Source organism: Myxococcus guangdongensis (assembly GCF_024198255.1).
Taxonomy (GTDB): Bacteria; Myxococcota; Myxococcia; order Myxococcales; family Myxococcaceae; genus Myxococcus; species Myxococcus guangdongensis.
In genome coordinates, this window is sequence record NZ_JAJVKW010000011.1 from 373,845 (window position 1) to 397,755 (window position 23,911).

At 69.6% G+C, this 23,911-nt stretch carries 24 protein-coding genes; 9 read left to right on the forward strand and 15 right to left on the reverse strand.

From position 1 onward, the window contains the following. The first annotated feature begins 137 nt into the window (after positions 1-137). The gene (locus LXT21_RS31195; RefSeq protein WP_254041854.1) at positions 138-1,793 is read left to right on the forward strand and encodes a formate--tetrahydrofolate ligase; all 1,656 of its coding nucleotides are present in this window, start codon (positions 138-140) and stop codon (positions 1,791-1,793) included. A 60-nt stretch (positions 1,794-1,853) separates the two neighbouring features. Here LXT21_RS31195 and LXT21_RS31200 read toward each other — a convergent pair whose 3' ends face one another. Both LXT21_RS31200 and LXT21_RS31205 read right to left on the reverse strand, forming a co-directional pair. Then, positions 1,854-3,014, reverse strand: a complete 1,161-nt coding sequence (locus LXT21_RS31200) for a methyl-accepting chemotaxis protein (protein ID WP_254041855.1) — start codon at positions 3,012-3,014, stop codon at positions 1,854-1,856. Positions 3,015-3,301: 287 nt separating this feature from the next. Continuing rightward, on the reverse strand, positions 3,302-4,375 hold the full coding sequence (locus tag LXT21_RS31205; RefSeq protein WP_254041856.1) for a saccharopine dehydrogenase family protein: 1,074 nt from the start codon (positions 4,373-4,375) through the stop codon (positions 3,302-3,304). A 194-nt stretch (positions 4,376-4,569) separates the two neighbouring features. On the opposite strand from LXT21_RS31205, the gene LXT21_RS31210 reads away from it, so the two are divergent. Continuing rightward, the gene (locus LXT21_RS31210) at positions 4,570-5,130 is read left to right on the forward strand and encodes a hypothetical protein (protein ID WP_254041857.1); all 561 of its coding nucleotides are present in this window, start codon (positions 4,570-4,572) and stop codon (positions 5,128-5,130) included. A 38-nt stretch (positions 5,131-5,168) separates the two neighbouring features. Then, positions 5,169-5,615: a hypothetical protein gene (locus tag LXT21_RS31215; protein ID WP_254041858.1), complete on the forward strand. Its 447-nt coding sequence runs from the start codon at positions 5,169-5,171 to the stop codon at positions 5,613-5,615. A gap of 5 nt (positions 5,616-5,620) precedes the next feature. Here LXT21_RS31215 and LXT21_RS31220 read toward each other — a convergent pair whose 3' ends face one another. The 3 genes from LXT21_RS31220 to LXT21_RS31230 form a co-directional block, all read right to left on the reverse strand. Then, entirely contained in the window at positions 5,621-6,118 is a 498-nt protein-coding gene (locus tag LXT21_RS31220; RefSeq protein ID WP_254041859.1) for a PTS sugar transporter subunit IIA, read from the reverse strand. 295 nt (positions 6,119-6,413) lie between these two features. Beyond that, positions 6,414-6,911 (reverse strand): PTS sugar transporter subunit IIA, encoded by a 498-nt coding sequence (locus tag LXT21_RS31225; protein WP_254041860.1) that lies wholly within the window; start codon positions 6,909-6,911, stop codon positions 6,414-6,416. A 118-nt stretch (positions 6,912-7,029) separates the two neighbouring features. Continuing rightward, positions 7,030-7,395, reverse strand: a complete 366-nt coding sequence (locus LXT21_RS31230) for a hypothetical protein (RefSeq protein ID WP_254041861.1) — start codon at positions 7,393-7,395, stop codon at positions 7,030-7,032. Positions 7,396-7,615: 220 nt separating this feature from the next. Here LXT21_RS31230 and LXT21_RS31235 point away from each other — a divergent pair, with 220 nt between their 5' ends. Together LXT21_RS31235 and LXT21_RS31240 are read left to right on the forward strand one after the other, a co-directional pair. After that, positions 7,616-8,518, forward strand: a complete 903-nt coding sequence (locus LXT21_RS31235; protein ID WP_254041862.1) for a YncE family protein — start codon at positions 7,616-7,618, stop codon at positions 8,516-8,518. Continuing rightward, a complete protein-coding gene (locus LXT21_RS31240; protein WP_254041863.1) occupies positions 8,518-9,699 on the forward strand; it encodes a porin family protein in 1,182 nt (393 codons plus the stop codon). The genes LXT21_RS31235 and LXT21_RS31240 overlap by 1 nt, the downstream gene beginning before the upstream one ends. A 3-nt stretch (positions 9,700-9,702) precedes the next feature. Here the strand turns inward: LXT21_RS31240 and LXT21_RS31245 are convergent, their stop codons facing one another. Together LXT21_RS31245 and LXT21_RS31250 are read right to left on the reverse strand one after the other, a co-directional pair. Next, the gene (locus LXT21_RS31245; protein ID WP_254041864.1) at positions 9,703-10,059 is read right to left on the reverse strand and encodes a hypothetical protein; all 357 of its coding nucleotides are present in this window, start codon (positions 10,057-10,059) and stop codon (positions 9,703-9,705) included. Positions 10,060-10,216: 157 nt separating this feature from the next. Beyond that, the gene (locus LXT21_RS31250; protein WP_254041865.1) at positions 10,217-10,579 is read right to left on the reverse strand and encodes a hypothetical protein; all 363 of its coding nucleotides are present in this window, start codon (positions 10,577-10,579) and stop codon (positions 10,217-10,219) included. A gap of 262 nt (positions 10,580-10,841) precedes the next feature. Between LXT21_RS31250 and LXT21_RS31255 the strand changes: the two genes are divergently transcribed. Further along, on the forward strand, positions 10,842-12,176 hold the full coding sequence (locus LXT21_RS31255) for a sigma-54-dependent transcriptional regulator (protein ID WP_254041880.1): 1,335 nt from the start codon (positions 10,842-10,844) through the stop codon (positions 12,174-12,176). A gap of 126 nt (positions 12,177-12,302) precedes the next feature. After that, positions 12,303-12,767 (forward strand): hemerythrin domain-containing protein, encoded by a 465-nt coding sequence (locus LXT21_RS31260; RefSeq protein ID WP_254041866.1) that lies wholly within the window; start codon positions 12,303-12,305, stop codon positions 12,765-12,767. 122 nt (positions 12,768-12,889) lie between these two features. On the opposite strand, the gene LXT21_RS31265 is transcribed toward LXT21_RS31260, so the two are convergent. The 8 genes from LXT21_RS31265 to LXT21_RS31300 form a co-directional block, all read right to left on the reverse strand. After that, the gene (locus LXT21_RS31265) at positions 12,890-13,072 is read right to left on the reverse strand and encodes a hypothetical protein (RefSeq protein WP_254041867.1); all 183 of its coding nucleotides are present in this window, start codon (positions 13,070-13,072) and stop codon (positions 12,890-12,892) included. A 182-nt stretch (positions 13,073-13,254) separates the two neighbouring features. Further along, positions 13,255-15,096, reverse strand: coding sequence for a HAMP domain-containing sensor histidine kinase (locus LXT21_RS31270; protein WP_254041868.1), 1,842 nt, complete (start codon positions 15,094-15,096; stop codon positions 13,255-13,257). Next, positions 15,093-16,259, reverse strand: coding sequence for a sensor protein KdpD (locus LXT21_RS31275; RefSeq protein ID WP_254041869.1), 1,167 nt, complete (start codon positions 16,257-16,259; stop codon positions 15,093-15,095). The genes LXT21_RS31270 and LXT21_RS31275 overlap by 4 nt, the downstream gene beginning before the upstream one ends. Positions 16,260-16,470: 211 nt before the next feature. Further along, positions 16,471-17,127 (reverse strand): potassium-transporting ATPase subunit KdpC, encoded by a 657-nt coding sequence (kdpC, locus tag LXT21_RS31280; RefSeq protein ID WP_254041870.1) that lies wholly within the window; start codon positions 17,125-17,127, stop codon positions 16,471-16,473. Positions 17,128-17,139: 12 nt separating this feature from the next. Then, positions 17,140-19,200, reverse strand: coding sequence for a potassium-transporting ATPase subunit KdpB (gene kdpB / locus LXT21_RS31285; RefSeq protein WP_254041871.1), 2,061 nt, complete (start codon positions 19,198-19,200; stop codon positions 17,140-17,142). Between the two features lie 3 nt (positions 19,201-19,203). Continuing rightward, the gene (kdpA, locus tag LXT21_RS31290; RefSeq protein WP_254041872.1) at positions 19,204-20,922 is read right to left on the reverse strand and encodes a potassium-transporting ATPase subunit KdpA; all 1,719 of its coding nucleotides are present in this window, start codon (positions 20,920-20,922) and stop codon (positions 19,204-19,206) included. A 12-nt stretch (positions 20,923-20,934) separates the two neighbouring features. Further along, positions 20,935-21,024 (reverse strand): K(+)-transporting ATPase subunit F, encoded by a 90-nt coding sequence (gene kdpF, locus LXT21_RS31295; RefSeq protein ID WP_254041873.1) that lies wholly within the window; start codon positions 21,022-21,024, stop codon positions 20,935-20,937. A 203-nt stretch (positions 21,025-21,227) separates the two neighbouring features. Next, a complete protein-coding gene (locus tag LXT21_RS31300; RefSeq protein ID WP_254041874.1) occupies positions 21,228-22,355 on the reverse strand; it encodes an outer membrane beta-barrel protein in 1,128 nt (375 codons plus the stop codon). A 199-nt stretch (positions 22,356-22,554) separates the two neighbouring features. Between LXT21_RS31300 and LXT21_RS31305 the strand changes: the two genes are divergently transcribed. Both LXT21_RS31305 and LXT21_RS31310 read left to right on the forward strand, forming a co-directional pair. Continuing rightward, positions 22,555-22,902 carry an ArsR/SmtB family transcription factor gene (locus LXT21_RS31305; protein ID WP_254041875.1) on the forward strand — a complete coding sequence of 116 codons (348 nt, stop codon included), beginning with the start codon at positions 22,555-22,557 and terminating at the stop codon, positions 22,900-22,902. Further along, on the forward strand, positions 22,899-23,786 hold the full coding sequence (locus LXT21_RS31310; RefSeq protein WP_254041876.1) for an SRPBCC family protein: 888 nt from the start codon (positions 22,899-22,901) through the stop codon (positions 23,784-23,786). Before LXT21_RS31305 ends, LXT21_RS31310 begins: the two co-directional genes overlap by 4 nt. Positions 23,787-23,911 lie beyond the last annotated feature (125 nt).

Genomic DNA, 23,911 nt, shown 5'->3' on the forward strand with positions numbered 1-23,911 from the left:
GCGCCCCCGCGCTGCCACGTCATCGCGCCATCACGCGCACGGCACCTCGCCCCGAATCCGTCCCACCCCCGACGGGCCAACCCGCGTCCTTCACCACATCGGTTGACCCGTGCCCCGCGCGCGTCGAGAGTCCCGGCATGAAGCTGAGACCCATCGCAGAAGTGGGCGCCGAGCTGGGCCTGTCCCCCGACGACGTGCATCCCTGGGGCACCAACCGCGCCAAGGTTTCCCTCGGCGCGCTCGGCAAGCAGGGCGGAAAGCAAGGCCGCCTCGTGCTCGTCTCCGCCATCAACCCCACGCCTCCGGGCGAGGGCAAGACGACCATGTCCGTGGCGCTGGCCATGGGCCTGCGCAGGCGAGGACGCCGCGCCGTGGCCGCGCTGCGCGAACCGTCCCTCGGCCCCGTCTTCGGCGTGAAGGGCGGAGGCACCGGCGGCGGACAGGCCAGCCTGGAGCCCGCGGCGGACATCAACCTGCACTTCACCGGCGACTTGCACGCCATCACCAGCGCCAACAACCTGCTCGCCGCGCTGGTGGACAACGCCGTGTACTACGGCCAGCCGGTGGCCATCGACTCGACGCGGGTGCGCTGGCGGCGCGCGCTCGACATGAACGACCGCTTCCTGCGCAACGTCATCGTGGGTCTCGGCGGCAAGGCGCACGGCGTGCCGCGCGAGGGTGCGTTCGACATCACCGCCGCCAGCGAGGTCATGGCCATCCTCGCCCTGGCCGAGAACCTCGAGGACCTGGAGGAGCGCCTGGGCCGCGTCGTCGTCGGCCACTCGCCGGACGGCAAGCCCGTGCGCGCGCGGGACGTGGACGCGGCGGCGGCCATGGTCGCCCTGCTCAAGGACGCGCTGATGCCCAACCTCGTCCAGACGCGCGAGGGCGGACCGGCGCTCGTGCACGCGGGCCCCTTCGGCAACATCGCCCACGGGTGCAGCTCCGTGGTGGGCACGCGCATGGGCCTCGCGTACGCGGATGAAGTCGTCACGGAGGCGGGCTTCGGCTTCGACCTGGGCGCGGAGAAGTTCCTCGACATCAAGTGCCGGAGCACGGGCCTGTGGCCGCGCGGCGTCGTCCTCGTGGCCACGCTGCGCGCGCTCAAGTACCACGGCGGCACCCCGCTCCCCCGCGTCGCGGAGCCGGACGGCGCGGCGCTCGCGCGCGGCTTCGACCACCTGGACAAGCACCTCGAATCGGTGCGCGCCTTCGGCCTGCCCGCGGTCATCTGCGTCAACCGCTTCCCCCAGGACACGCAGGAGGAGCTCGACGCCCTGCGCGCCTTCGGCCGGGAGCGCGGCGTGGAGATGGCGGTGTGTGACGGCTTCACGCGCGGCGGCGAGGGCTCGCTGGAGCTGGCGGACCGCGTGCTCGCGATGCTCGACGGCACGGACGCGTCTCCGCCCACGCCGCGCTTCCTCTACGACGTGAAGCAGTCCCCCGAGGAGAAGGTCCGCGCGATTGCTCGCACCGTGTACGGCGCGGACGACGTGGCCTTCACCGCCTCCGCGCGCAAGGACCTCGACACCGTGCGCGAGCTGGGCGGCGCGGAGCTGCCGGTGTGCATGGCCAAGACGCACCTGTCGCTCTCGGACGACGCGACGAAGCAGGGCCGGCCGCGCGGCTTCACGCTCACCGTGCGCGAGGTGCGCCTGTCCGCGGGCGCGGGCTTCATGGTGGCGCTCACCGGCGACATCCTCACCATGCCGGGCCTGCCTCGCGAGCCCGCCGCCCGCCGCATCACCGTCCACGAGGACGGCCGCATCACCGGGCTCATGCAGGGCGAGTAGCGCGCGCTTCGACGGGCGGCCCACGCCTCACACAGAGGGGGCCGCCCGGAGCGACGGGACTTAAGCGCGGAACGACGTGGACAGCGACTCGAGCCGCCCCAGGGTGGCGTTGATTTGAGTCACGGCCTCCTCGGCCGTCATGGTGGAGGTCACCACGTCCGCCATCATCGAGGACAGCTGCGTCATCACCTCGGTCATCTGCGCGATGCCCGCGTTCTGCTGGGTGACGGAGGCGACAATCTGGCGCGCGGCCTGACTGCTCTCCTGCACCACGGTGGTGATTTCCTTCAGCGAGTTCGCCGAGGCCAGCACCTGCTCGATGTTCTGCTCCATCTTCTCGCTGTCGCCCTCCGCGATGGAGGTCGTCTGGCGGATGGCCTGGTTGATTTCGAGCAGAATCTTCCCGATGCGCTGGGTGCTCTGGAGCGACTGTCCGCTGAGCGCGCGCATCTCCCGCGCCACCACCGCGAAGCCCCGGCCCTCCTCGCCCGCGCGCGCGGCCTCGATGGCGGCGTTGAGCGCGAGCACGTTGGACTGGTCCGCCAGGTCCTTCACGCTGCTGATGATTTCGCCGGCGTGCACCGCCTGGTCGCTCAGGTGCGCGATGCTGCCCACCAGCGCGCCCACGCGCTCGCGAATCTGCTGCATGCCCTCCGCGCTCTGCTCGATGGAGTGCTGCCCGGAGGTGCTGAACTGGTCCGCCTGCGCGGCCACCTTCAACACCATCTCCGCGCGGCTCGCCGCCATGCTGGAGGTCTGCGCGATTTCGGCGATGGTGGTGCTCGCCTCGGTGAGGCTGCGCGACTGGTTCGTCAGGAAGTTCACCTGGTCCTGGCTCGCCTGCGTCAGCCGCGTCGCCGCCGAGGACAGCTCCTCCACCACGGACTTCAGCGTCGCCGGCACGTCGCGCAGCCGGTCCGCCATCACCTGCAGGCTGCGGCTCAGCTCGCCCACCTCGTCCTGCCGCCCCAGCTCCAGCGGCTGCGACAAGTCGCCGTCGTGCGCGATGCGCCGCGCCACCTCGGACAGCCGCGTCAGGGGCTCGGCCAGGTCACGGTGCAGCCACCACGCGAGCCCCGCCGTCGTCCCCAGCGACAGGAGCGCCAGCACGACGACCAGCCACGTGGGACCGCCCGCCAGCGCCACCACGACGAGGACGGCGAGGAGCACCGCCGCGGCCACCGGGGACAGCATCACCTTCTGCTTCAGCCTCAAGCGCACCGAACGGCCTCCGTCCCACCCGAGTCTCCACGCACCCCGTCCGCCCCGGCCAGGGTCCGGCAGTTGAAGCGCGACTCCCCGAGGAGCCTGCAGCGCCCGTCCATGTCGCCATCCTTCCGAGGAGCCCCGTGGACTCCTTGAAGCTCGGACGGACCGGTGATCCGCCGAAGTGCAGGATAGCCAACTGAGACCCGGCTGCTAAGGGTCCCCCGCCCTCTGACACACACCGGCGCCGTGTGGTTTTCCACCAGTCTGGGTTCAAACAGACCCGGGACGCGGGAGGATCATCACAAGGCGTCGAAGCGGCGGGAGCCCTCGACGCGGAGGACGAAGTCGGCGCCGAAGGCGCCCGCGGGGGTGAGGGCGCCGGGGGTGGGCTGGGCGAGCAGCTCCTCCACGGCGAGGACGGAGGAACGGGCGGTGAAGAGGTAGCCCTCGCACACCTCCAGCCAGGCCTGGGCCAAGCGGCCGTCTGGGGCGCGGGCCTGGGCCCAGACGTACGAGCGACCGGACGTGCGCAGGTCCGCTCCGGGGCCCTTCACGCGGGCGTCGACGAGCTTCATCAAGCCATCGCGGACGGGGCCGAGCTTGAGGGCGCGGCGGAGGATGGGATGGGTCCACCGCAGGGCGCGGGCGCCGTTCGCGGGGAAGGCCATGTACGTCGTGATGTTGGGGATGCCGGTGGTGTGGAACGCGGTGGAGAGGTCGCCCCAGGGGATGGGCATGACGGAGCGCTCGCGGTCGCTGAAGCGCACGCGGCGGGCGCCGTGGCCCATGGGGTAGGGCTCGAGCCGGCCGTTGCGGCGGACGCTGCCGCCCTCGGGGATTTGGAGGAGGGCGGACTTGGTGGTGCCGGGGCTGGCCTGGGAGACGGCGGCGATGGCGATGTCGAGTTCGGTGGCGCCGGGGACCTGCTCGCCGACATAGCGGGCCAGACAGTCGGTGGGGACCACGTCGAAACCGACGCCGGACATGAAGGAGACGCCGCGGGATTTGGCGTCGGCGTCGTGGCGGAAGGAGCCCTCGAAGACGGGAATCTCGCCGGTGATGTCCAGGTAGTGGGTGCCGGCGGCGAGACACGCCAGGCGCATGGGCTCGCTGGTGTGGACGAAGGGGCCCGCGGCGTGGAGCACGAGCGGCAGCCCCTCCATGGCGGCGGCCAGCTGGCGCGGGTCGTCGAGCGACGCGGGGCGGACCTCCAGGCCCAGCAGCTCCGCCAGGGGCGCGAGCTTCTCGCGGGAGCGGCCGGACAGCACGGGGCGGTGGCCACGGCGCACGGCCTCCTCCGCGATGAGGCGGCCGGTGTAGCCGGAGGCACCGTACAAGAGCCAGCGAGGCGAGGTGGTCGAGGTCGTCGTCACGGCCCGCGACGCTACCAGGACGCGCCGCGTCGGGCGGCTCGGCGTGTCGGCCTGACCTGCTATCTGTCAACGCCTTCAACACTTCCCTCGAAGAGACCTTCCGAACAGCAGGAGGCCCGATGCGGCGACCACCTCGCTGGACCGTCTTGCTGCCCCTCGGGCTTCTCCTCGCGGGATGCACGAGCCCCAACCCCTTGGTTCGAGTCACGCGCCGCGCGGACGGCATCCTGGTCGTCGATGGCCCCGCGGCGGGTCCGTTCGACACGCAGGAGGAGCTGGCCCGAAACGCCTGTGCGCTCGTGACGGCCCAACCTGGTGCCGCGACGGGCAGCCAGGGCATGGAGTACTGCGTCCTCTGGTACTACGCGAAGGAAGAGGGGAAGTACTTCATCAGCTACCTGTCCGACGTGGGCGGAAACAGGGCCAGCGGCAGGAAGTACTGCGAGGTTCCTCGCGCGCTCAACGCCCCGACGCAGGGCGATGTGTTGCTACTGGGGCCGGGCCACAACCATCCCCACAATCGCCAGTTCTCCGCCGAGGACCTGGGCTCCGGCCGGGCTCCCGGCTGGTCTCCTCAAGGCCCCTCTCGCTTCCATGACCCCGTCACCCGACGCACCTGGGACCGGGAGCTGCTGGTGTTCTTCAAGGAATGGGACGGGAACTGCACGACCTATCGCTATAACTACGCGACCCGGGTGGTCTCCGCCCTGCGCGATGGAGCATGGTTTCCCATCGGCAAGGTCGAGGGAGAATGAGGAGACCTCAAGATGTTCGAGGGCCAGGACTGGCTGCCATGAAGACGCCATCGACGACCGCCATCTATCGAACGCTCCTCGGCGCCACCCTCGCGGGAGCGCTCAGCGGCTGCTCCTACTTCGGCTATCACAAGCAGGAGAAGGCTCGATGGGCGCCGCCGGAGCAGCACCGCGACATCGATTTTCCGGACGCGTTCACGAACGGCCTTCACCTGACAGGCCCCATGGCGGCGGCCATGGATGCGGCCCTGCGAGACTTCCTTCCCCCAGGAGGCAGGCCCGCGGGGCGCGGCACCGACCCTCGCGTCGAGGAGTGCCTGTCTCGTCGCGGCACCTATGAAACCTTCATCCTCCAGGCGAACGAGGACCTGTACTTCGTCCGCTTCTCACCGGTCCTCGACCGATGCGGGCTGGATGTCCCCATCCTGGATGGGGGCGCCGTCTACGCCATCGATGGACAGGGGCAGATTCTCGAGGCGCGCTGAGCGGCTCACCACCGCGCCACGGCGGCCTCGGAGCGCTGGCTCACGTGCGCGTCCTCCACGCAGACCAGCAGGGCACGCAGGGCCGAGGCAGACGGCGCGGTGAGCAGCGCCTCACGCAGCCTCGTGTTGCGCAGGAGCGCGCCGATGCGCGCGAGCACGTTGAGGTGCAGACCCGCGGGGTCCGGCGGCGACACCATCCCCACGAAGACCCGCACGCGCCCGCCGTTGGCCTCGCCGAAGTCGAGCCCCTCCTGGTGAATCCCCACGCACGTGACGATGCGCGGCACGCCGATGAGCCGGCAGTGCGGCACCGCCACGCCCCCCGTCATCGCCGTCGAACCGAGTCGCTCGCGCGCCAGCAGGTGCTCCGTCAGCTCCTTCGCGGGCACCCGCGCGCGCGCCGCCATCAGCCCCGCCAGCTCGTGCACCACACCCACCCGCTCCCGCGCCTCCAACGACAGGCGGACAGCGTCGACCTCCAGGAAATCCGTCCACCGCAACATGCCGCACCTCCTCGGGCAAGCCGCCACCGCCCGAGTCCGCGCAGAGATGCATCCGCGCTCTCGAATCCGCACCCCTCCCCGCGAATTCATCGAGCCCACTACACACTTCTCTCTGGCTTTCCGGACTCGGTCCGAATCACCCCGTCCCTCGCGGGTTCTCGACCTCGTCCAGGTTGAGAACCCGCGAGAGCTCCCGGGCCAGGAGCGCCGCCGTCGGACCCGGCGCGGCGCCCTCGACGGGGGTGACGCATGAACGACAACCGCCTCCGCCCCGAGGGCAGCGCCCACGTGCGCCTCAATACGCCGCCCGGGCGACCTCGCCGCGCTGGGGCAGATGCTCCTCCTCCGCGCGAACGAGCAGCGCGTGAATCGCCGCCGCGGACGGCGCGGCCATCAGCGCGTCACGCACGTGCACGTCCCGCAGCAGCGTGGCGATGCGCGAGAGCACGTTGAGGTGCAGGCCCGCCGTGTCCGGCGGCGACACCAGGCCCACGTAAATCCGCACCAGCCCATCCTCGGGCTCACCGAAGGCCAGCCCACCCCGGTGGATGCCCAGGCAGGTGGCGATGCGTCTGGCGCGCGCATGTCGACAATGCGGCACCGCCACGCCGCCCTCCATCGACGTCGGGCCGAGCTGCTCGCGCGCGAGCAGGTGCACGGCGAGCTGCCGAGGGGCCACCCCGGAGCCGGGCGACATCAACCCCGCCAGCTCGTGCAGCACCCCCACCCGCTCCCTCGCCTCCAGCGCGGGACGGATGGCCTCGACCTCCAGGAACTCCGACCACCTCCACATGACGACCTCCCCAGGACGGCGAGACGCCGCCCGCTGAAGTGGAGCCCCCTCGCTCCACCTCGCACTCACCCGAGGCCCGGTGGCTTCCTGCGCCATTCCGGGCCTTCCACCATGAAGCTCAGAGCGCGGGTGCCACCCGCTCGCGACCGGACAGGACGATGCACGCGGCCAGCACACGGGCCGCGAAGCCATCGCGCTCCTGCGCGTCGAACGCGCACGCGAGTTGTTCCGGGTCATCGTCCAGGAACAACGTGGAGCCAATCCTGTCATGCAGATGCTCCAGCAACGCCCGGCAGCACGAACACCGCCGAGCTCCCCTCAAGGCATGCTCCGCACGCTCACGCGCCTCGGCCAGCCGAACCACGCCCAACATGCGCACGGCCTTGAGCGGCGCCTCCCCGAGCAACGAGCCGGGCTCTCGCCGAGGTGCGGTACGGAACAGCGGCAGTGACGGCAGCGACGCGAAGAATCGACTCAGCACCATGGGGTCCTCCCCACCGGGCCACCCGCGCCCGGCACGAGCCCCCCCCATCGCATCCGCCGTGCCGCCCACCCTCAACGCCAGACCCCCGGAATCCGAGCACTTTTCCCCGGGCGAGCCCCACCCCACCGTGCAGACCGCAACCGCGTGCCCCCCAGCGCCTCGCGACGCGCGAGGTCCCCACCCGCTCGCCCGCCCGGGCGGCGTGGCATCATGCGCGCCCATGAAATCCCCTTCCCCGTGGCTGCTCCTCGGCGCCCTGCTCTTCACCGCCTGCGATGACTCCACCCCGACGCCCCTGTCCCCCGACGCGGGCTCCCAGGTGGACCGCGGCCCGCGCGCCATCCCCCTCGAGGGCGACCCCAACGGAATGTTCTGGGACGCCACCACCCAGACGCTCTTCATCGGCGACGACCAGAACCACCGCATCCTCAAGTACCGGGACGGCGAGGGCATCTCCGTGGCCGCCACCTGGGCGGACGCGCCCGCCAACAGCACCAACCTGGGCGAAATCACCCGCATGCAGGACGGCACCCTCGTCACGGTGCGCTTCGGCTTCGGCAACGCGGGCGCGGTCCTGTTCGTCCGCCCGGACGGCACGACGGGCACCGTGCCGAACCTGCCCATCAACCGCCGCCGCATCGGCGTGACGGTGACGAAGGACGGCCGCATCCTCGACAGCTACTTCGTGCGCAACAACAACGTGAACGTCGGCTCCATCGCGCAAGTCACCCTGGAGGGCACGGAGACGGAGCTCGTCGGCGCGCTCCAGAAGCCGGTGGGCGTGCTCGCCGTGGACGACACGCTGTACATCGCCGACCAGATTGCGGGGAAGGTCTACCGCTCCTCGCTCGCCGCGCCCGCGGAGCTCACCACGCTGGCCACCATCACCGAACCGGACCTGCTCTCCGTCGGCCCGAACGGCACGCTGCTCACCGGAACGCGCCAGGGCACGGTGCTGAGCATCTCCACCCGCGACGGCGCCACGTCCGCGCTCGCCACGGGCTTCCAGCAGGTCCGAGGCCTCGCGTACGACGAGGCCAACCGCCGCATCTTCGCCGCGGACCACGACGACGACGAGACCAACGGCACCACGCACTTCCTGCAAATCATCCCGGTCGACTGATGCGACACCTTCGTTGGATGTGGCTCTGGGCGCTGGCCTCCACGCCGGCGCTCGCGGACGAGTCGTGGCTGAAGCCCACGCTGGTGGGCGAGCTGGACTACCGCCAGCACGGCTCGGACGTGGAGGGCTTCGATGGCTTCACCTTGGCGCGCCTGCGATTGGGCGCGGAGGCCCGTCCCCTGCCCTGGCTCGTGGCGCGGGGCGTCGCGGAGTGGGCGCAGGAGAAGCCCGCGCTGATTGACGCCTTCGTGGCGATGACGTTCGGGGACGTGAGGCTGTCGCTCGGCCTCAACAAGACGCCGCTGTTCCCCAGCGCGCACGACGAGAACCTCCAGGCCCGCGCCATCCCCGAGCTGTCGGGCCTCGCGCAGTCCTTCTGGCCACGAAGAGACCTGGGCCTGGAGCTGCGCTGGGCTCCGAGCCACCTGCCGGTGGAGAGCTGGGTGCGCGTGGGCAACGGCTCGCGCAGCCCGCTCGGCAACGACAACCAGCTGCCCGCGCTGGACGCGCGGGTGGACGGACGTTGGGGGCGCTCGGCGGGGAAGCCGGAGTCCTCCTGGGGCGTGCGGGTCGGCGCGGGAGCGCACGTGGAGAGCGCGTATGACCGCGCGGGCATCGGCGGCATCGGCGCGCAGGGCTTCGTGTACTACCGCCCTCCGCCGGTGAGTGGCTCGCGCACCGTGGCGGAGGCGCATGCGCGGCTGGACGTCGGCCCCGTCCGGGTGGCGGCGGAGTCGGCGGCGGCGTGGGAGCGACGCTCGCGGGACACGGATGGCAACCCCGACACGCCCAGGGAGGTCCTGCCCCGCCTCGAGAGCCAGGGCGCCTCGCTGGAGGTGTCCTGGGTGGTGTGGGGCAAGCCCCGCGACGACGGCGGCACGTGGCCGCGAGCGGACGAGGACTCGACCCAGGCGCTCCAGACGTTGCGGGAGGGCCGAATCCCCCGGGGAGCGCTGGAGGTCGCCGGACGCGTCGAGCGACTGTGGCTGGGACGCGGCGCGCCGGATGTGCAGACGGGCGGCGCGACCAGCGGAGCGCTCGCGGTGCGCTGGTGGACCACGTCCTTCTTGGGCGTGGGCGTGGCGGGCTACGTCCAGCGCTACGACACGGCGCCGTTGGAGGAGCCGGACCGGCGCGACTCGTGGCTCGTCCTCGCGCGCACGACGGTGAGCTTCAACTGACCCTCAGCGAAGGGCCCGACCCTGCAGCCGGGCCTGCTCCTGACAGGCCCCCTGGCACTCGGGGAACAGCAGGAGGAAGCGGGCCTGCTCGCGGCAGCGCGGAATCAGGCCCGAGTGGGAGGGCGTGGAGCACAGCTGTTGGAAGCCGTCCCACGACTCCTGGAACACGAGGGCGCGCTCATCCGGCTCCAGGGACAGCACGGCGCGGCGCTCCGAGCCCAACCACCCCACGACGAACGCCAGCGAAGCCCCCAGCGCGAGGATGGAGAGCAGGTCCTTCCACCAGGGGCTCGCCAGGGAGGGCGGCGCGTCGGGGGCCTGGGGAGAGGAGTCATGGACCAGACGGAGCTCGGGACGCATGCGCCCACCAGGGGCAAACCCCGTGCCGCCAGGGCACGAGGCCACCTCCGAGCAGGACCCCATCACCGAACTCCACGGCCCCTTGCATTCAGCAAGCAGCCGCGCGCAAAGCCATGCATCACGCAAGGGCCCCGCACCGACAGGAGGCCAGGCGCCCTCAGCGCACCGCCTGCCGCAGGAGGGGCGCAAGCTCCTGTCGGCACGCCTCGTCGCACTCCGAGAAGCGCGTGAGGAACTCCGCCTGCTTCTGGCAGCGCTTGACGAGCTTGGGTCCGCCGTCGCCCATGCACAGCAGGCGGATGTCGTCGAACGTCTCCTGGAAGAGCGCCTCGCGCTGCGCGGGGGACAAGGCGTTCAGCGCGCGATTCTCTCCGCCCTGGAGGTAGGCCCACACCCCGGCGAGCACCAGCAAGACGATGCCCAGCGTCACGGCCTGGCGGACGCGCTTCTGGCTGCGGGTGGGCGCCCTGTCCCGGGTGAAGATGTTCTCCTCTTCCCCCTCGTTCCCGTTCGGACCCATGGCCCCATGTTCCACCGGAATGAGGGGGGCAGGGCCAGGATTCGTTGTCGCGGGTGTGAAGAAGTGGCGGCCCGGGTTGCAGCCTGCACGACGGGAGCGGCCCGGGGGTTGCGCATCGCACGGTGCGCGAGGGCCCGGGGACGCGGAAGTCCCCGAGACGACTCACGGGCCTCGACGAGACACGGCCGGGCGCAGCCGATGCACTTAGAATTGACGCATGGATGCACGGATGGAGCCGGCCCCGGTCTCGGGCGAGCGGCCGATGCGGGTGTTGGTGGTGGACGACGAGCGCAACATCCGCCACACGCTGCGGGTCTGCCTGGAGGGCTTCGGCTGCGAGGTGCGAGAGGCGGCCACGCCGGAGGCGGCGCTGGCGGCGCTCGCCCAGGGGCCCGCGGACCTGGCGTTCGTCGACCTGAAGCTGGGGACCGCGAGTGGCCTGGACCTGTTGCCCCGGCTGCTCGCGGAGTCACCGAACCTGGACGTGGTGCTCATCACCGCGTACGCGACGTTCGACACGGCGGTGGAGGCGGTGCGCCGGGGCGCGCGCGACTACCTGCCCAAGCCCTTCACCCCCGCGCAGATAAGGCACGTGTTGGACCGCTCGCGAGAGCACCGGGCGCTGTCCTCGCAGCTGGAGAGCCTCGAGGGACAGCTCGCGCAAGCGGTGCCGGAGGCGACGCTGGAGACAGGGTCCCCCGTGATGCACGCGGCGATAGGGCTGGTGTCACGAGCGGCGACCTCGGACGCGGCGGTCCTGCTGCGAGGAGAGAGCGGCACCGGCAAGGGCGTCCTGGCGCGCGCACTGCACTCGATGAGCGTGCGCAGGCGCAGACCCTTCGTCACGGTGAACTGTCCGACGTTGTCGGAGCAACTCCTGGCGAGCGAGCTGTTCGGCCACGTGCGAGGCGCGTTCACGGGAGCGGTGAAGGACCAGCCCGGCCGCGTGGAGCAGGCGGAGGGCGGCACGCTGTTCCTCGATGAAATCGCGGAGATGAGCCCGTCGCTCCAGGCGCAGCTCTTGCGTTTCCTCCAGGAGAAGCAGTTCGAGCGATTGGGCGAGGGCCGCACGCGCAAGGCGGACGTGCGCGTGGTGGCGGCGACGAACCGCGACTTGGAGAAGGACGTGGCGGAGGGACGGTTCCGCGAGGACCTGTTCTACCGGCTCAACGTCATCGAGGTGAAGCTGCCGTCGTTGCGTGAGCGACCGGAGGACCTGCTCGCGTTGGCGAGGCGCTTCGTGACGTTCTTCGCGAAGACGGGGCAGCGGCCGGTGACGCCGGAGCTGTCACCCGCGACGGAGAAGATGCTGCTCGCCTACCCGTGGCCCGGCAACGTGCGCGAGCTGCGCAACGCCATCGAGCGAGCGCTCATCGTGTGGCCCGCGGGAGTGCTGGAGCCGCAGGCGTTCCCGGACCGCATCGCGGCGGCGGCGGGCTCGGTGGTGGCATTGGGAGGGCCGCACACGTTGGAGGAGGTGGAGCGCGAGCACACGCTGCGCGTCATGGCCTCCGCGCCCACGTTGGACGAGGCCGCGAAGGTGCTCGGCATCGACGCCTCCACGCTGTGGCGCAAGCGCAAGAAGTACGAATCCTGAAGCGCTCCCCTGCTCCCCTCCTCGCGAAGGCTGGGACGAGGGAGCGTGCGCGGGGCCGCGAGTGATTGCCGGGGCCTGGGGAGGTGAGGACCGTTGAGGTGCGACCCCACTGAAAGGATTGCACCCGTGGACGTCATCGACCTGTTGATTCAGCAGCACCGTGAAGTCGACGCGCTGTTCCTGGCGTTCCGCAACGCCTCGGACGACACGAGCCGCAAGGAGCTCTGCATCCAGCTCGCGGAGGCGCTGATGCTGCACAGCACCATCGAGGAGCGCTGGGTCTATCCGAAGGCCACGCGGGTGGTGGGCGACGAGAAGATTCAGCACGCGGAGGAGGAGCACCAGGAGATGACGAAGCTCCTGGGGGACATCGTGCGGCTGCGCGATGACATGAACGCGGTGAAGGCGAAGGTGGACGCGCTGGAGAAGGTGGTCAAACGGCACGTCGCGGACGAGGAGAAGAACATCCTTCCGCAGGTGGCGAAGAACGTCACCGAGAAGGAGCTGGGCATGTCGTGCAAGGACCTGGTCCGCGAGGCCTCGAGGATTCGTCGCGAGGAGATGAAGGACTGGGGCGGCGCCACGGTGTGACGACGAAGTCCACGGGGCCGTAGGGCCCTCTCCCGCTCTCGAGGCAGGCCAGACACACCCCGTGTCGTTCCCTCCTGCCTCGGGAGTCGGACCTGACGCGTCTCCTCCGCGCGCGAGTGCCCTCACGGCCGCGTGAGCGTCAGCGTCTCCTGCCCCCGAACCCGCGCGAGCCCCTCGGAGGACAGACATCCCGAGGAGAGGTCCGCCGTCACGAAGGAGGCCGTGCGGTTCGCGCTCGAGCCCGCGTACTTGCCGAGGACCACGCTGCCCACCTGGGTGACAACCGTCGGGGTGCCCTGCACCACGAGGGCTCCTCCGAGTCACATCCGACCGAGAGGACCGCCAGGAGACTCGACGCACTCAGGACATCACGTGACATGGGGACCTCTCCACGAGGAACCAGCCCCGGGAGCGTCACGAATCCTCCGCGCCATCCCCTTGTCCTGGAGTCCCATCGCACCTGCGGCGCCCTCGGGCACACGTCGCATCACGAGGTCTCCGCCACGACCTGCCCCGGCAGGGTGAACCAGAACGTGCTCCCTCGCCCAGGCGCGCTGATGACGCCCACCTCTCCACCATGGGCCTGGACGATCTCCTTCACGATGGACAGCCCGAGCCCCGCCCCCCCCGCGGGCGCCCCGGGCGCGCGATAGAACTTCTCGAAGATGCGCGCCTGTTGCTCCAGCGCGATGCCCTCCCCCGTGTCGCGAACCTCGAAGCGGACGCGCGAACCATCGCGAGCCACCCGCACCTCCACCTCGCCTCCCGCCGGAGTGTGCTTCACGCCATTGCCCACCAGGTTGCCGAGCACGAGCCCCATCCGCTCCGGGTCCACGTCCACGGTCTCCACCTCCAAGCCCACGAGCCGGGACAACCGCACCCCGCGCTCCTCCGCCGCCGAGCGCTGTGAATCGAGCGCCGCCTGCACGAGTTCCTCCGTGGACACGCGGCGCACCTCGAGCCGGAGCTGTCCCGCCTGGATGCGAGACAGGTCGAGCAGGTCATCGACAATCCCCTGCAACCGCTCGCAGTCCTCGCGCGCCGCGAAGAGCAGGTCCGCCTGTTTCTCCGTCACGGGCCCCACCATGCCCTCGGCCACCAGGTGCACGGCCATGCGCAGGGACGTGAGGGGCGTGCGGAACTCATGGGCCACGGTGGCCACCAGGTCGTTCTTCAGCTCGTCGAACCGGCGCAGCCGAGTCACATCCTGGAGAATCACCGTGGCACCCACCACCTCGCCCGTCTCGCCGTACACGGGACTGGCACGAGGAAGGAGCCACCGGTCGCCCTCGGTCAGCGGCACGCGCACCGCTTCTTCATACCCCCGAGGCTGATAGGCCCCCTTGCCCCCGAGCACGTGTCCCCGCACGCGCTCCAGCACATCGCGAGCCTCCGGCACCACGCGCCCGAGCACATCCCCACCGCCCTCGAGCCCCAGCTTGAGCACGTCCTCGGCCGAACGGTTGACGTTGAGCAGCCCGCCATCCGCGCCGAACACCACCACCGGGTCGGGGAGGCTGTCGATGGCGGCCTGGGAAGCGGCCTGGGCCTGGAGCAGCTCGCCCAGGCTGCTCTGTCGGTACTGCTGGAGCGCCTCGGCCATGGAGTTGAAGTCCTCGCCCAGCCGCGCGATTTCATCCGAGCCCTCCACCGTGGCGCGCACGGCGTAGTCCCCGCGCCCCAGCCGCTGCACGGCCTGGGACAGCACGGACACGGGCCGCAGCGCGCGATGCGTGAGGGACGTGGAGGCGAACAACCCCAGCGCGAACGCGACCAGCACCGCGAGCACCATCAGCGTGTTCACCCGGTCGCTCTGCCGACGCAGCGCTTCGCTTTTATGCACCATCGCGTCCTGATTGAGCGCCAGGACGGCGGACGCCGCGTCCTTCACCTCCCGGAACGTGGGCTCGATGTTCCGGAAGTACGCCGCCTTCTGGTCCTCGGGGGAGGACTGCGAGAGGAACACGTCATAAGCGGACACATAGCGCTCCCAGCCCGCGCGCAGCCGGCGGGTGGACTCGGCTTCACCCGGCTCGGTGACATTGCCCTCCTGCAGCCGCAGCTCGGCCTCCAGGACCTGTCGCTGCGAAGCCTGTTGGGCCAGTCCCCGCTCACGCTCACCGGCGACGATGAAGAGGGCGGCGCTGTCCATGCGCTCCAACTGCTCGGTCATCCGCTGGGCGGCCAGGACGCTGCGGTAGTTGTCCTGGAGGATGCGCTGCCCCGAGCGACCCAAGCGAGCCAGGGTGATGACGGCGACCAGGCCCACCAGCGCGAGCGCGAGCGCGAGCGGCGCCTGGGCCAGCAGCAATCGCATCCGGAGGGTCATGGTCGTTTCTCCTCGGAGGAGGGCTCGAAGGCGACGACATGGATGTCGAAGCCCTCGCCCTCACGGAGCAGCCGCACATCCGCGGCGCGTCCCAGCGCGCGCCTCCACCAGGGCTGATGCGAACGGCCCACCATGATGTGTCCCACGCCATGGGAGCGAGCGAAGTCGAGGATGGCCTCGACAGGGTCCTTCGAGCGAAGACGGACCACCTCGGCGCCCAGCTCGCGGGCCTTCTCGATGTTGGCCAGCAGGTGGCGTTGCGCCTCGGCGTCGATGAGGTGGGGCGCCTCGCGAGGCGTCTCGACATACACCACGAACCAATCGGTATTCAGCCGACCGGCCATGCGAGAGCCACGGCGCAGCAGGGTGGCCGCGCGAGGAGGGTAGCTGGACATGGCGACCAGCACCCTGCCCCAAGCCGCGCCCTTGCGAGGCTCGTCGTCGCCAGAGCGCGAGGACTGTCCGGAGGTGGCACGGTCCAGGCTTTCGGCCACCTCGCGAAGGGCGAGCTCGCGAAGGGTGGACAGGTTCTCGCCCGTGAAGAAGCGCTCGAGGGCATGGGGCACCTTGTCCTCGGCGTAGATTTTTCCCGCCTTGAGTCGTTCGTGGAGGTCTTCCACGGCGAGGTCCAGGTTCACGACCTGGTCGGCGCCCTTGAGGAAGCTGTCGGGCAGCGTCTCGCGGACGACGACGCCGGTGGTGCGTTCCACCAGGTCATTGAGGCTCTCGAGGTGTTGCACATTGAAGGCGCCGATGACGTTGATGCCCGCGTCGAGCAGCGCCTGGACATCCTGGTAGCGCTTGCGATGGCGGCACAGGGGGAGGTTGGTGTGAGCCAGCTCATCAACCACGGCGACCTGGGGCTTGCGAGCGAGGACCGCCTCCAGGTCCATCTCCTCGACGAGAACGTCGCGGTAGGAGTACGTCTTGCGAGGCACCGTCTCGAGTCCAGCCACCAGGGCCTCGGTCTCCTTGCGGCCGTGGGTCTCCACGAAGCCGAGCACCACATCCACACCGCGCCGTTTCAGGGCATGAGCCTCCTCGAGCATGCGGTACGTCTTGCCCACGCCGGCCGCGAAGCCGATGTAGAGCTTGAGCCGGCCGCGCCGGCCGCGCTCGACCAGCTCCAGGAAGTCCTCCGCACGCGAGCGCCGAGTCGTCATCCCAGGACCTCGGGGCGCGGCAAACGAATCACACGAAGCCGAGTCGCCTGCTGAGACAGCTCAGAGGTCATCGCCCCGCCCCCATGCGCTCGCATGAGGCCGAAGGACCTCGGCCCACCCAGGAGACAGGACGCCCGTCGATGCCATGAGACGAACGTCCTCGACTCCCGACGGCAACGCAACTCCCGTCGAGAGCTCCAGCGCCTCGACCTCACGGATTGCCCGCGCTCCGTGCAGGCGTGTCGGACGGAGCCACCGCGCCCCCCATCGGAACCACAGGCTCGACGGCGGAGCGGCCGAACTGTCGGTCGAGCGCGAGGTTCAGCAACAGCACATTCACCCGAGGCTCGCCGAGCACGCCAAACGTCCGCCCCTCGACATGCGAGCCCACCACGGCCAGCACGCGCTCCGGAGCCACACCGCGAGCCTTCGCGACGCGAGGCACCTGCCAGCGCACGGCGTCCGGCGACAGGTGAGGGTCCAGCCCGGACGCGGACGTCGTGACCAGCTCCGCGGGCACCTCACCGGGAGCCTCTGGATTCTCACGGCGCAGACGCGAGGCCTCGGCCGTGACGCGGTCCCGGAGCTTCTGCGACGTAGGCCCCAGGTTGCTCCCCGAGGACGCGGCCGCGTCGTAACCATTCCCAGCGGCCGAGGGACGGGGCTGGAAGTAGCCCGCGCGAGTGAACCCCTGGCCGATGAGGGCGCTCCCCACCACGCGGCCCTGTTCATCCTTCACGAGGGAACCCTGCGCCTCCGAGGGAAACAGCAACTGAGCCACGCCGGTGACGGCGAGGGGATACAGCAGGCCCGTGAGCACCAGGGTGACGACACAGGCACGAAGGGCGGTGACGAGAGTGGAGACCATGATGAGCAGTCCTCAGGCGAGCCCGACGGCGGTGAGCAGCACATCCAGGGCCTTGATGCCGATGAAGGGAACGATGACGCCGCCGAGCCCGTAGATGAGCAGGCTGCGGCGCAGGAGGGCCGCCGCGCCGAGCGGCCGGTAGCGCACGCCACGCAGCGCCAGGGGGATGAGCGCGATGATGATGACCGCGTTGAAGATGACGGCGGCGAGGATGGCGCTGAAGGGCGAAGTCAGCCCCATGACGTTGAGCGGAGCAATCTGGGGGAACACACCCATGAACAGCGCCGGCAGGATGGCGAAGTACTTCGCCACGTCATTGGCGATGGAGAACGTGGTCAGCGTGCCGCGAGTCATCAGGAGCTGCTTGCCCACCTCCACCACCTCGAGCAGCTTGGTGGGGTTGGAGTCGAGGTCGACCATGTTCCCCGCCTCCTTCGCCGCCTGCGTACCGGTGTTCATCGCCACGCCGACATCCGCCTGAGCGAGCGCGGGAGCGTCATTGGTGCCGTCGCCCGTCATCGCCACGAGCTTTCCCTTGGCCTGCTCGGTGCGGATGAGCGCGAGCTTGGCCTCGGGAGTCGCCTCCGCGAGGAAGTCATCCACGCCCGCTTCACGGGCAATCGCCGCGGCGGTGCGAGGGTTGTCACCGGTAATCATCACCGTGCGGATGCCCATGGCGCGGAAGCGGTCGAAGCGCTCACGGATGCCGCCCTTCACCACGTCCTTCAGGTGGATGATGCCGAGCAGTCGCGACCCCTCCGCGACGGCGAGCGGCGTCCCACCCGCGTCCCCGATGCGCCCCGCGGCCAGCGCCAGCTCGGAAGGCACGGAGCCGCCCTGCGCCTGCACATGCTTGACGATGGCATCCACCGCGCCCTTGCGGATGCTGCGAGGCTGAGGGTCCACCAGGTCGCACCCGCTCATCCGAGTCTGCGCGGTGAAGGGCACGAACGAGGCCTGATGTGCCTGCAGCTCGCGAGGGCGCAGCTTGTAGGCGTCCTTGACCAGCGTGACGATGGAGCGTCCCTCGGGAGTCTCATCGGCCAGGCTCGCGAGCTGAGCGGCCTCGGCCAGCTCCTCCATGCGCACGCCGGGCATGGGCAACAGCTCCGTGGCCATGCGGTTGCCGAGCGTAATCGTGCCCGTCTTGTCGAGCAGCAGCGTGTCCACATCCCCCGCCGCCTCGACGGCGCGACCGCTCATCGCGAGCACGTTCTTCCGCAACAGCCGGTCCATGCCGGCGATGCCGATGGCGCTCAAGAGTCCCCCAATCGTGGTGGGGATGAGGCACACGAGCAGCGCCACCACGGCGGTGCCCGACAGCGGCACGCCCGAGTAGAGCGCGAGCGGCACCAGCGACACGCACGCCAACAGGAACACCACGGTGAGCCCGACGAGGAGGATGTGCAGGGCGACTTCGTTGGGCGTCTTCTGCCGGGCCGCGCCCTCCACCAGTCCAATCATGCGGTCGAGGAAGGACTCGCCCGGGTTGGCGGAGATGCGCACGACGATTCGGTCCGACAGCACCTTGGTGCCGCCCGTCACCGCCGAGCGGTCACCGCCAGACTCACGGATGACGGGAGCGGACTCACCGGTGATGGCGGACTCATCGACGCTGGCGATGCCCTCCACCACCTCGCCATCACCAGGAATGAGGTCTCCGGCCTCGCAGACGACCCGGTCCCCCTTGCGCAAATCAGGCGCGGGAACCCGCTCCTCGCGGCCCTCCGAGAGACGACGCGCGGTGGTGTCCTTGCGCATCTTGCGCAGCGCACCGGCCTGCGCCTTGCCGCGCCCCTCGGCGACCGCCTCGGCGAAGTTCGCGAAGAGGACGGTGAACCACAGCCACAGGGCCACGGACACGGTGAACCAGAGGGGCGCGCCGTCGGCGCGCGGCGACACGAGGTCCTTCACCACCAGCACGGTGGTGAGCAGGCTGCCGGCCCACACCACGAACATGACGGGGTTGCGAGCCACATCCCGGGGGTGGAGCTTCTTGAGGCTGTCGAGCAGCGCGGGCTTGAGCAGCGAAGCGTCGAAGAGCGACGCGGGCTTCGAGGACGAGGAGCTCATGGCTCAGTAGACCTTTCCGGCCCCGGCGAGGAAGTGCTCGACGATGGGGCCCAGGGAGAGGGCGGGGAAGAAGGTGAGCGCGCCGACGATGACGACGATGCTCACCAGGAGGCCGGTGAAGAGGGCGCCATTCGTCGGGAAGGTGCCTGGACCCGCGGGAACCGCCTTCTTGCCCACCATGGAGCCGGCGATGGCGAGCGCGGGGACAATCATCAGGAAGCGCCCGCCGAGCATCGCCAGGCCCAGTGAGATGTTCCAGAACGGGGTGTTCGCGTTGAGTCCCGCGAACGCGCTGCCGTTGTTGGCCGTGCCGCTGGTGAACGCGTAGAGGATTTCCGACAGACCATGGGGTCCCGCGTTGTTGAGCGAGGACACGCCCTGGGGAAGCACGGCCGCCGCGGCGGAAAGCCCGAGGATGAACAGCGGGAAGATGAGCACGTAGAGCATCGCGAGCTTCATCTCCCGGGCCTCTATTTTCTTGCCCAGATACTCGGGGGTGCGGCCCACCATCAGTCCGGCGATGAAGACGGAGAGCACGACCATGATGAGGATGCCGTAGAGGCCCGCGCCCACGCCGCCAAAGATGACCTCGCCCAGCTGCATGTTGATGAGCGGCACCAGTCCGCCCAGCGGATTGAAACTGTCATGCATGGCGTTGACGGCGCCGCACGACGCGTCGGTGGTGACGACGGCGAAGAGCGTGGACGCGGCGGTGCCGTAGCGCACCTCCTTGCCCTCCATGTTGCCGACCTGGGCCACCTGCGCGACGGACACGGCGGCGTTGGGTTGGGCCTCGGCGGAGTACGCGGCGAGGACCCCCACGAAGAACAGGAACGACATGGCGGCGAAGAGGGCCCAGCCCTGCTTCGTGTCACCCGTCATCTTCCCGTAGGTGTACGTGAGCGCCGAGGGGATGGCGAAGATGAGCAGCATCTGCACCAGGTTGGTGAGCGGCGTCGGGTTCTCGAACGGGTGGGCGCTGTTGGCGTTGAAGAAGCCACCACCGTTGGTGCCGAGCATCTTGATGGCCTCCTGCGATGCCACCGGTCCCATCGCGAGCGTCTGACCGCCGCCCTCGAGCGTGGTGAGCGTGTGATAGGGCGAGAGGTTCTGCAGCATCCCCTGCGAGACGAAGAACAGGGCGACGATGAAGCACAGGGGCAGGAGCACGTAGAGCGTGCCGCGCACCAGGTCGACCCAGAAGTTGCCGAGCGTCTTCGCGCCCTCGGGCCCCGGGCGTCGGGTGAACCCGCGAGCGAGCGCCAGCGCAACCCCGAGCCCCGCGGCGGCGGAGACGAAGTTCTGCCACGCCAGCCCCACCATCTGCGTGAGGTAGCTCATGGTGGATTCACCGGCGTACGACTGCCAGTTGGTATTGGCGACGAAGCTGGCGGCCGTGTTGAAAGCCAGCTCGGGCCCCACGGCGCCGAGCCCCTGGGGATTGAAGGGCAGCAGATGTTGCGCGCGCTGGAGGGCGTAGAGGATGAGCAGGCCCACCAGGCTGAAGGCCAGCAGGGCGCCGCAATACTCCACCCAGGTCTGCTCACGCCGCTCGCTCGCGCCACTCAGGCGCAGCAGCCCCCGCTCCACGGGGCCGAGCACGCGCGGCAGCGGCTGCGCCTCGGACTCGAAGACACGGAAGAGATAGACGCCCAGGGGCTTCGTCAGCGCGAGCAGGAGGGCGAAGAACAACAGGACTTGCAACCAACCGATGAGAGTCATTGGAGGGGTCCCTCAGAAGCGCTCGGGACGGAGCAGGGCGTAGACGAGGTAGACGGCGAGCAGGACGGCGAGCACGGCGCCGGCCGCGTATTCGAAGGTCATGGGGGAGGACTCCGGGTGATGCTTGGCGTGGAGCAGCGCATGAACGAAGCGCAGGGCGCGAGTGGCCACCTGGCGGGGTGCACGGAAGCGAGCAGGACGCGCTCAGAGCCGTTCACAGCCATGGGTGTAGCCAATCGCGAGCGTGAAGAAGCCAACGGTGGCGAGGACGAGGACGAAATCCATGGAGAGGCTCCGAGGTCGCATCAGAAGTAGGCGGTGGCACCGAGCACGACGAGCGTCTCGGCGTCCTTCGGTGCGGGCGTACCGTCGGGCCCGGTGGCGCGGCCCGCGAACACAGGCTCCGTCGAGCGGTCATGCCGAGCCTCGAGCTTGAGGCGGAGCTGCTCCGCGGGCCTCACCTCGAGCGTGACGGTGCCGCTCGAGAGGGTCTGCGTGAGGCCGGTCATCAAGCCGTCGGCGTCGCGGTAGGCCTCGACACGCGCGGCCAGCGCCACGGGCTCCGCGAGGAGCACCCGGGCATTGATTCCCGCCGCATACCAGTTCGCGCGCTCCCCCGAGGGAAGCCGCTGCGTGCCCACATCCGCGGTCGCGGCGAGCCACAAGGAGGGCAGGACACGAAACGTCGCCACCGCGTCCGCGAAGAGGCGCAGACCTTCGTCGCCGGTTGAGCCCTCATCACCAATGAAGGTGTTGAAGGCGGCGGACAGTCGCTCGCCCGAGTAGGCCACCTGAGTGCCCACCGCGAGGCCACGGTTGTTGTCCCCAATCGTCTGCCAGCCATTGAGCACCTGAAGCTGCGCGCTCCACACCGGGTCGAACGCCCAGGTCCCCTTGAGGCCCGTCTGGTAGTAGGGCGAGTACTCACCCATCCACGAGCGGGTGTACGTCCAGTTGAGCTGCGACTGGAACGACTCGAGCCCGATGTGACTGGGATACAGCCCCGCCTCCAGGGTCAGCGGACCGGTGGCGAAGGACACGGAGGCCTGTTGGACGTAGCGCCACACGGCGGGCCCCGAGGCGACCCCCTCGGGCTCCGCCGAGTGCACCACCTCCGCCCCCGTTCCGAAGCCCAGGAGCACCTTGAAGCCCACGGGAGCGGGCTCGGCGCTCACCCCCAGCGAAGCCAGGTTGATGGACACCTCGCCATCGCGCTTCGCGGATGTGCCGGTGCCGGGAAGGAAGCTCGCCTTGTTCGCGGGGCGGTTGAAGTTGTGAGCGAAGTACACATCGACGCCGCCCTCGGGTTGGACCCGGGAGAGGAAACGGGTCACCGCCGAGTCGTTGGCCGTGGCGTCGGGGGCAGGCAGGGATGCATCTGCCTGCTGGAGCAGCAGGGAGAGAAGCAGCTGAGTGGAGTCGATGGACCACATGGGTGCCCATCCAGTGAGCACCGGGCGTACCACTCGCCCTCCGATGAACTCGCAGGAGTTTCGGGGGGTTGGACAGCGCGCCCCGAAGTGGAGCGTGCAGCCTGCACGATGACCCCACTGGTGCCGTGCAGCTTGAAAGGCTCACTGCACACTCAAGCCGCGACTTGACAGTCGGGGCGCACAGACAATACTTAAGTCCATGCTAAACCATGGCGCCGTAGACCGGGTCTTCCAGGCACTGGGCGACTCCACACGGAGGGCCATCATCGAGCGACTGAGTCAGGGCTCCTTGTCAGTCAGCGACCTGGCGAAGCCGCTCGACATCACCCTCGCCGCGGTCGTTCAGCACCTCCAGGTCCTCGAGGAGAGCGGCTTGGTGCGCACGGAGAAGGTCGGGCGCGTGCGCTCCTGTCACATCCGACCCGAGGGGCTGCAGGTTGCCGAGGACTGGATTTCCGCACGGCGCAGCCTGTGGGAGCGCCGCTTCGACCGACTGGGCGAGCTGCTGGATGGCCCCGAGTCCTCCCGAAAGAAGGGCAGATCATGAAGACACCTCCCGTCGTTCACGGCTCATTCACCATTGAGCGCACCTACAAGGCGTCTCCGGCCCGGGTCTTCGCGGCCTGGTCCGACGTGGAGACCAAGGCCCAATGGTTCATCGGGCCACCTGAGCGGTGGCGACTCGTGAAGCGCGAGCTCGACTTCCGAGTGGGAGGGACAGAGCTGCTCCACGGCCAGTTCGAGGGCCGCCACGCGACTGTTTTCACCGCGCGCTATCACTCCATCATCCCCAACGAGCGGCTCGTCTACGTCTACGACATGCACGTGGGCGACATGCACTTGTCCGTGTCACTGGCCACGGTGGAGCTCCACGCGACGAAGACAGGCGGAACGAGGATGGTGTTCACCGAGCAGGCCACCTTCCTCGACGGTGCGGATGGAACCCGCTCACGTGAAGGAGGAACGGCCGAACACTTCGACAGACTGGGACGCGTGCTCGAGGACTCCCGAGACATCGTCTCATCGCGGCGCTTCGATACACCTCGAGACCGGGTGTACCGGGCATTCAGCGACCCCGAGCAACTGTCGCGCTGGTGGGGACCGCGGGGTTCGACGAACACCTTCGAGGTGTTTGAGCTCCGCCCAGGAGGTCAGTGGCGCTTCGTGATGCAGGGACCGGATGGAGCCCGGTACGTCATGCACAAGGAGTTCACGGAGGTGGTCCCCTTGGAGCGGGTCGTCTTCCGACACCTCCAGGAGTCACACCACTTCGAGATGCGCCTCGACTTCACGGATGAGGGGCCGAACACACGCCTCACCTGGCGAATGCGCTTCGAGTCGAAGGAGGAGGTCGAGAAGGTCCGCGGCTTCGTGGAGAACGCCAACGAGCAGAACTTCGACCGGCTCGCCGAGCTCCTCGCCTCACGGTGATCACCAGCCCCCCAGCGCGAGGAGCGCTGGGGCCTCCGGCTCGCGAAAGGGGGCGCGGAAAAAAGAAAAGCCCCCGTCGCACGAGGCGACGAGGGCTTCTCAAAAAGAATCCGGCAGCGACCTAC

Coding starts and splice junctions, on each gene's coding strand:
- kdpF (WP_254041873.1), bottom strand. CDS start 21,024: ATGACCTTCGAATACGCGGCCGGCGCCGTGCTCGCCGTCCTGCTCGCC.
- LXT21_RS31305 (WP_254041875.1), top strand. CDS start 22,555: ATGCTAAACCATGGCGCCGTAGACCGGGTCTTCCAGGCACTGGGCGAC.
- kdpB (WP_254041871.1), bottom strand. CDS start 19,200: ATGAGCTCCTCGTCCTCGAAGCCCGCGTCGCTCTTCGACGCTTCGCTG.
- LXT21_RS31250 (WP_254041865.1), bottom strand. CDS start 10,579: ATGGGTCCGAACGGGAACGAGGGGGAAGAGGAGAACATCTTCACCCGG.
- LXT21_RS31300 (WP_254041874.1), bottom strand. CDS start 22,355: ATGTGGTCCATCGACTCCACTCAGCTGCTTCTCTCCCTGCTGCTCCAG.
- LXT21_RS31235 (WP_254041862.1), top strand. CDS start 7,616: ATGAAATCCCCTTCCCCGTGGCTGCTCCTCGGCGCCCTGCTCTTCACC.
- kdpC (WP_254041870.1), bottom strand. CDS start 17,127: ATGGTCTCCACTCTCGTCACCGCCCTTCGTGCCTGTGTCGTCACCCTG.
- LXT21_RS31195 (WP_254041854.1), top strand. CDS start 138: ATGAAGCTGAGACCCATCGCAGAAGTGGGCGCCGAGCTGGGCCTGTCC.
- LXT21_RS31245 (WP_254041864.1), bottom strand. CDS start 10,059: ATGCGTCCCGAGCTCCGTCTGGTCCATGACTCCTCTCCCCAGGCCCCC.
- kdpA (WP_254041872.1), bottom strand. CDS start 20,922: ATGACTCTCATCGGTTGGTTGCAAGTCCTGTTGTTCTTCGCCCTCCTG.
- LXT21_RS31270 (WP_254041868.1), bottom strand. CDS start 15,096: ATGACCCTCCGGATGCGATTGCTGCTGGCCCAGGCGCCGCTCGCGCTC.
- LXT21_RS31240 (WP_254041863.1), top strand. CDS start 8,518: ATGCGACACCTTCGTTGGATGTGGCTCTGGGCGCTGGCCTCCACGCCG.
- LXT21_RS31220 (WP_254041859.1), bottom strand. CDS start 6,118: ATGTTGCGGTGGACGGATTTCCTGGAGGTCGACGCTGTCCGCCTGTCG.
- LXT21_RS31275 (WP_254041869.1), bottom strand. CDS start 16,259: ATGACGACTCGGCGCTCGCGTGCGGAGGACTTCCTGGAGCTGGTCGAG.
- LXT21_RS31310 (WP_254041876.1), top strand. CDS start 22,899: ATGAAGACACCTCCCGTCGTTCACGGCTCATTCACCATTGAGCGCACC.
- LXT21_RS31215 (WP_254041858.1), top strand. CDS start 5,169: ATGAAGACGCCATCGACGACCGCCATCTATCGAACGCTCCTCGGCGCC.
- LXT21_RS31255 (WP_254041880.1), top strand. CDS start 10,842: ATGCGGGTGTTGGTGGTGGACGACGAGCGCAACATCCGCCACACGCTG.
- LXT21_RS31230 (WP_254041861.1), bottom strand. CDS start 7,395: ATGGTGCTGAGTCGATTCTTCGCGTCGCTGCCGTCACTGCCGCTGTTC.
- LXT21_RS31225 (WP_254041860.1), bottom strand. CDS start 6,911: ATGTGGAGGTGGTCGGAGTTCCTGGAGGTCGAGGCCATCCGTCCCGCG.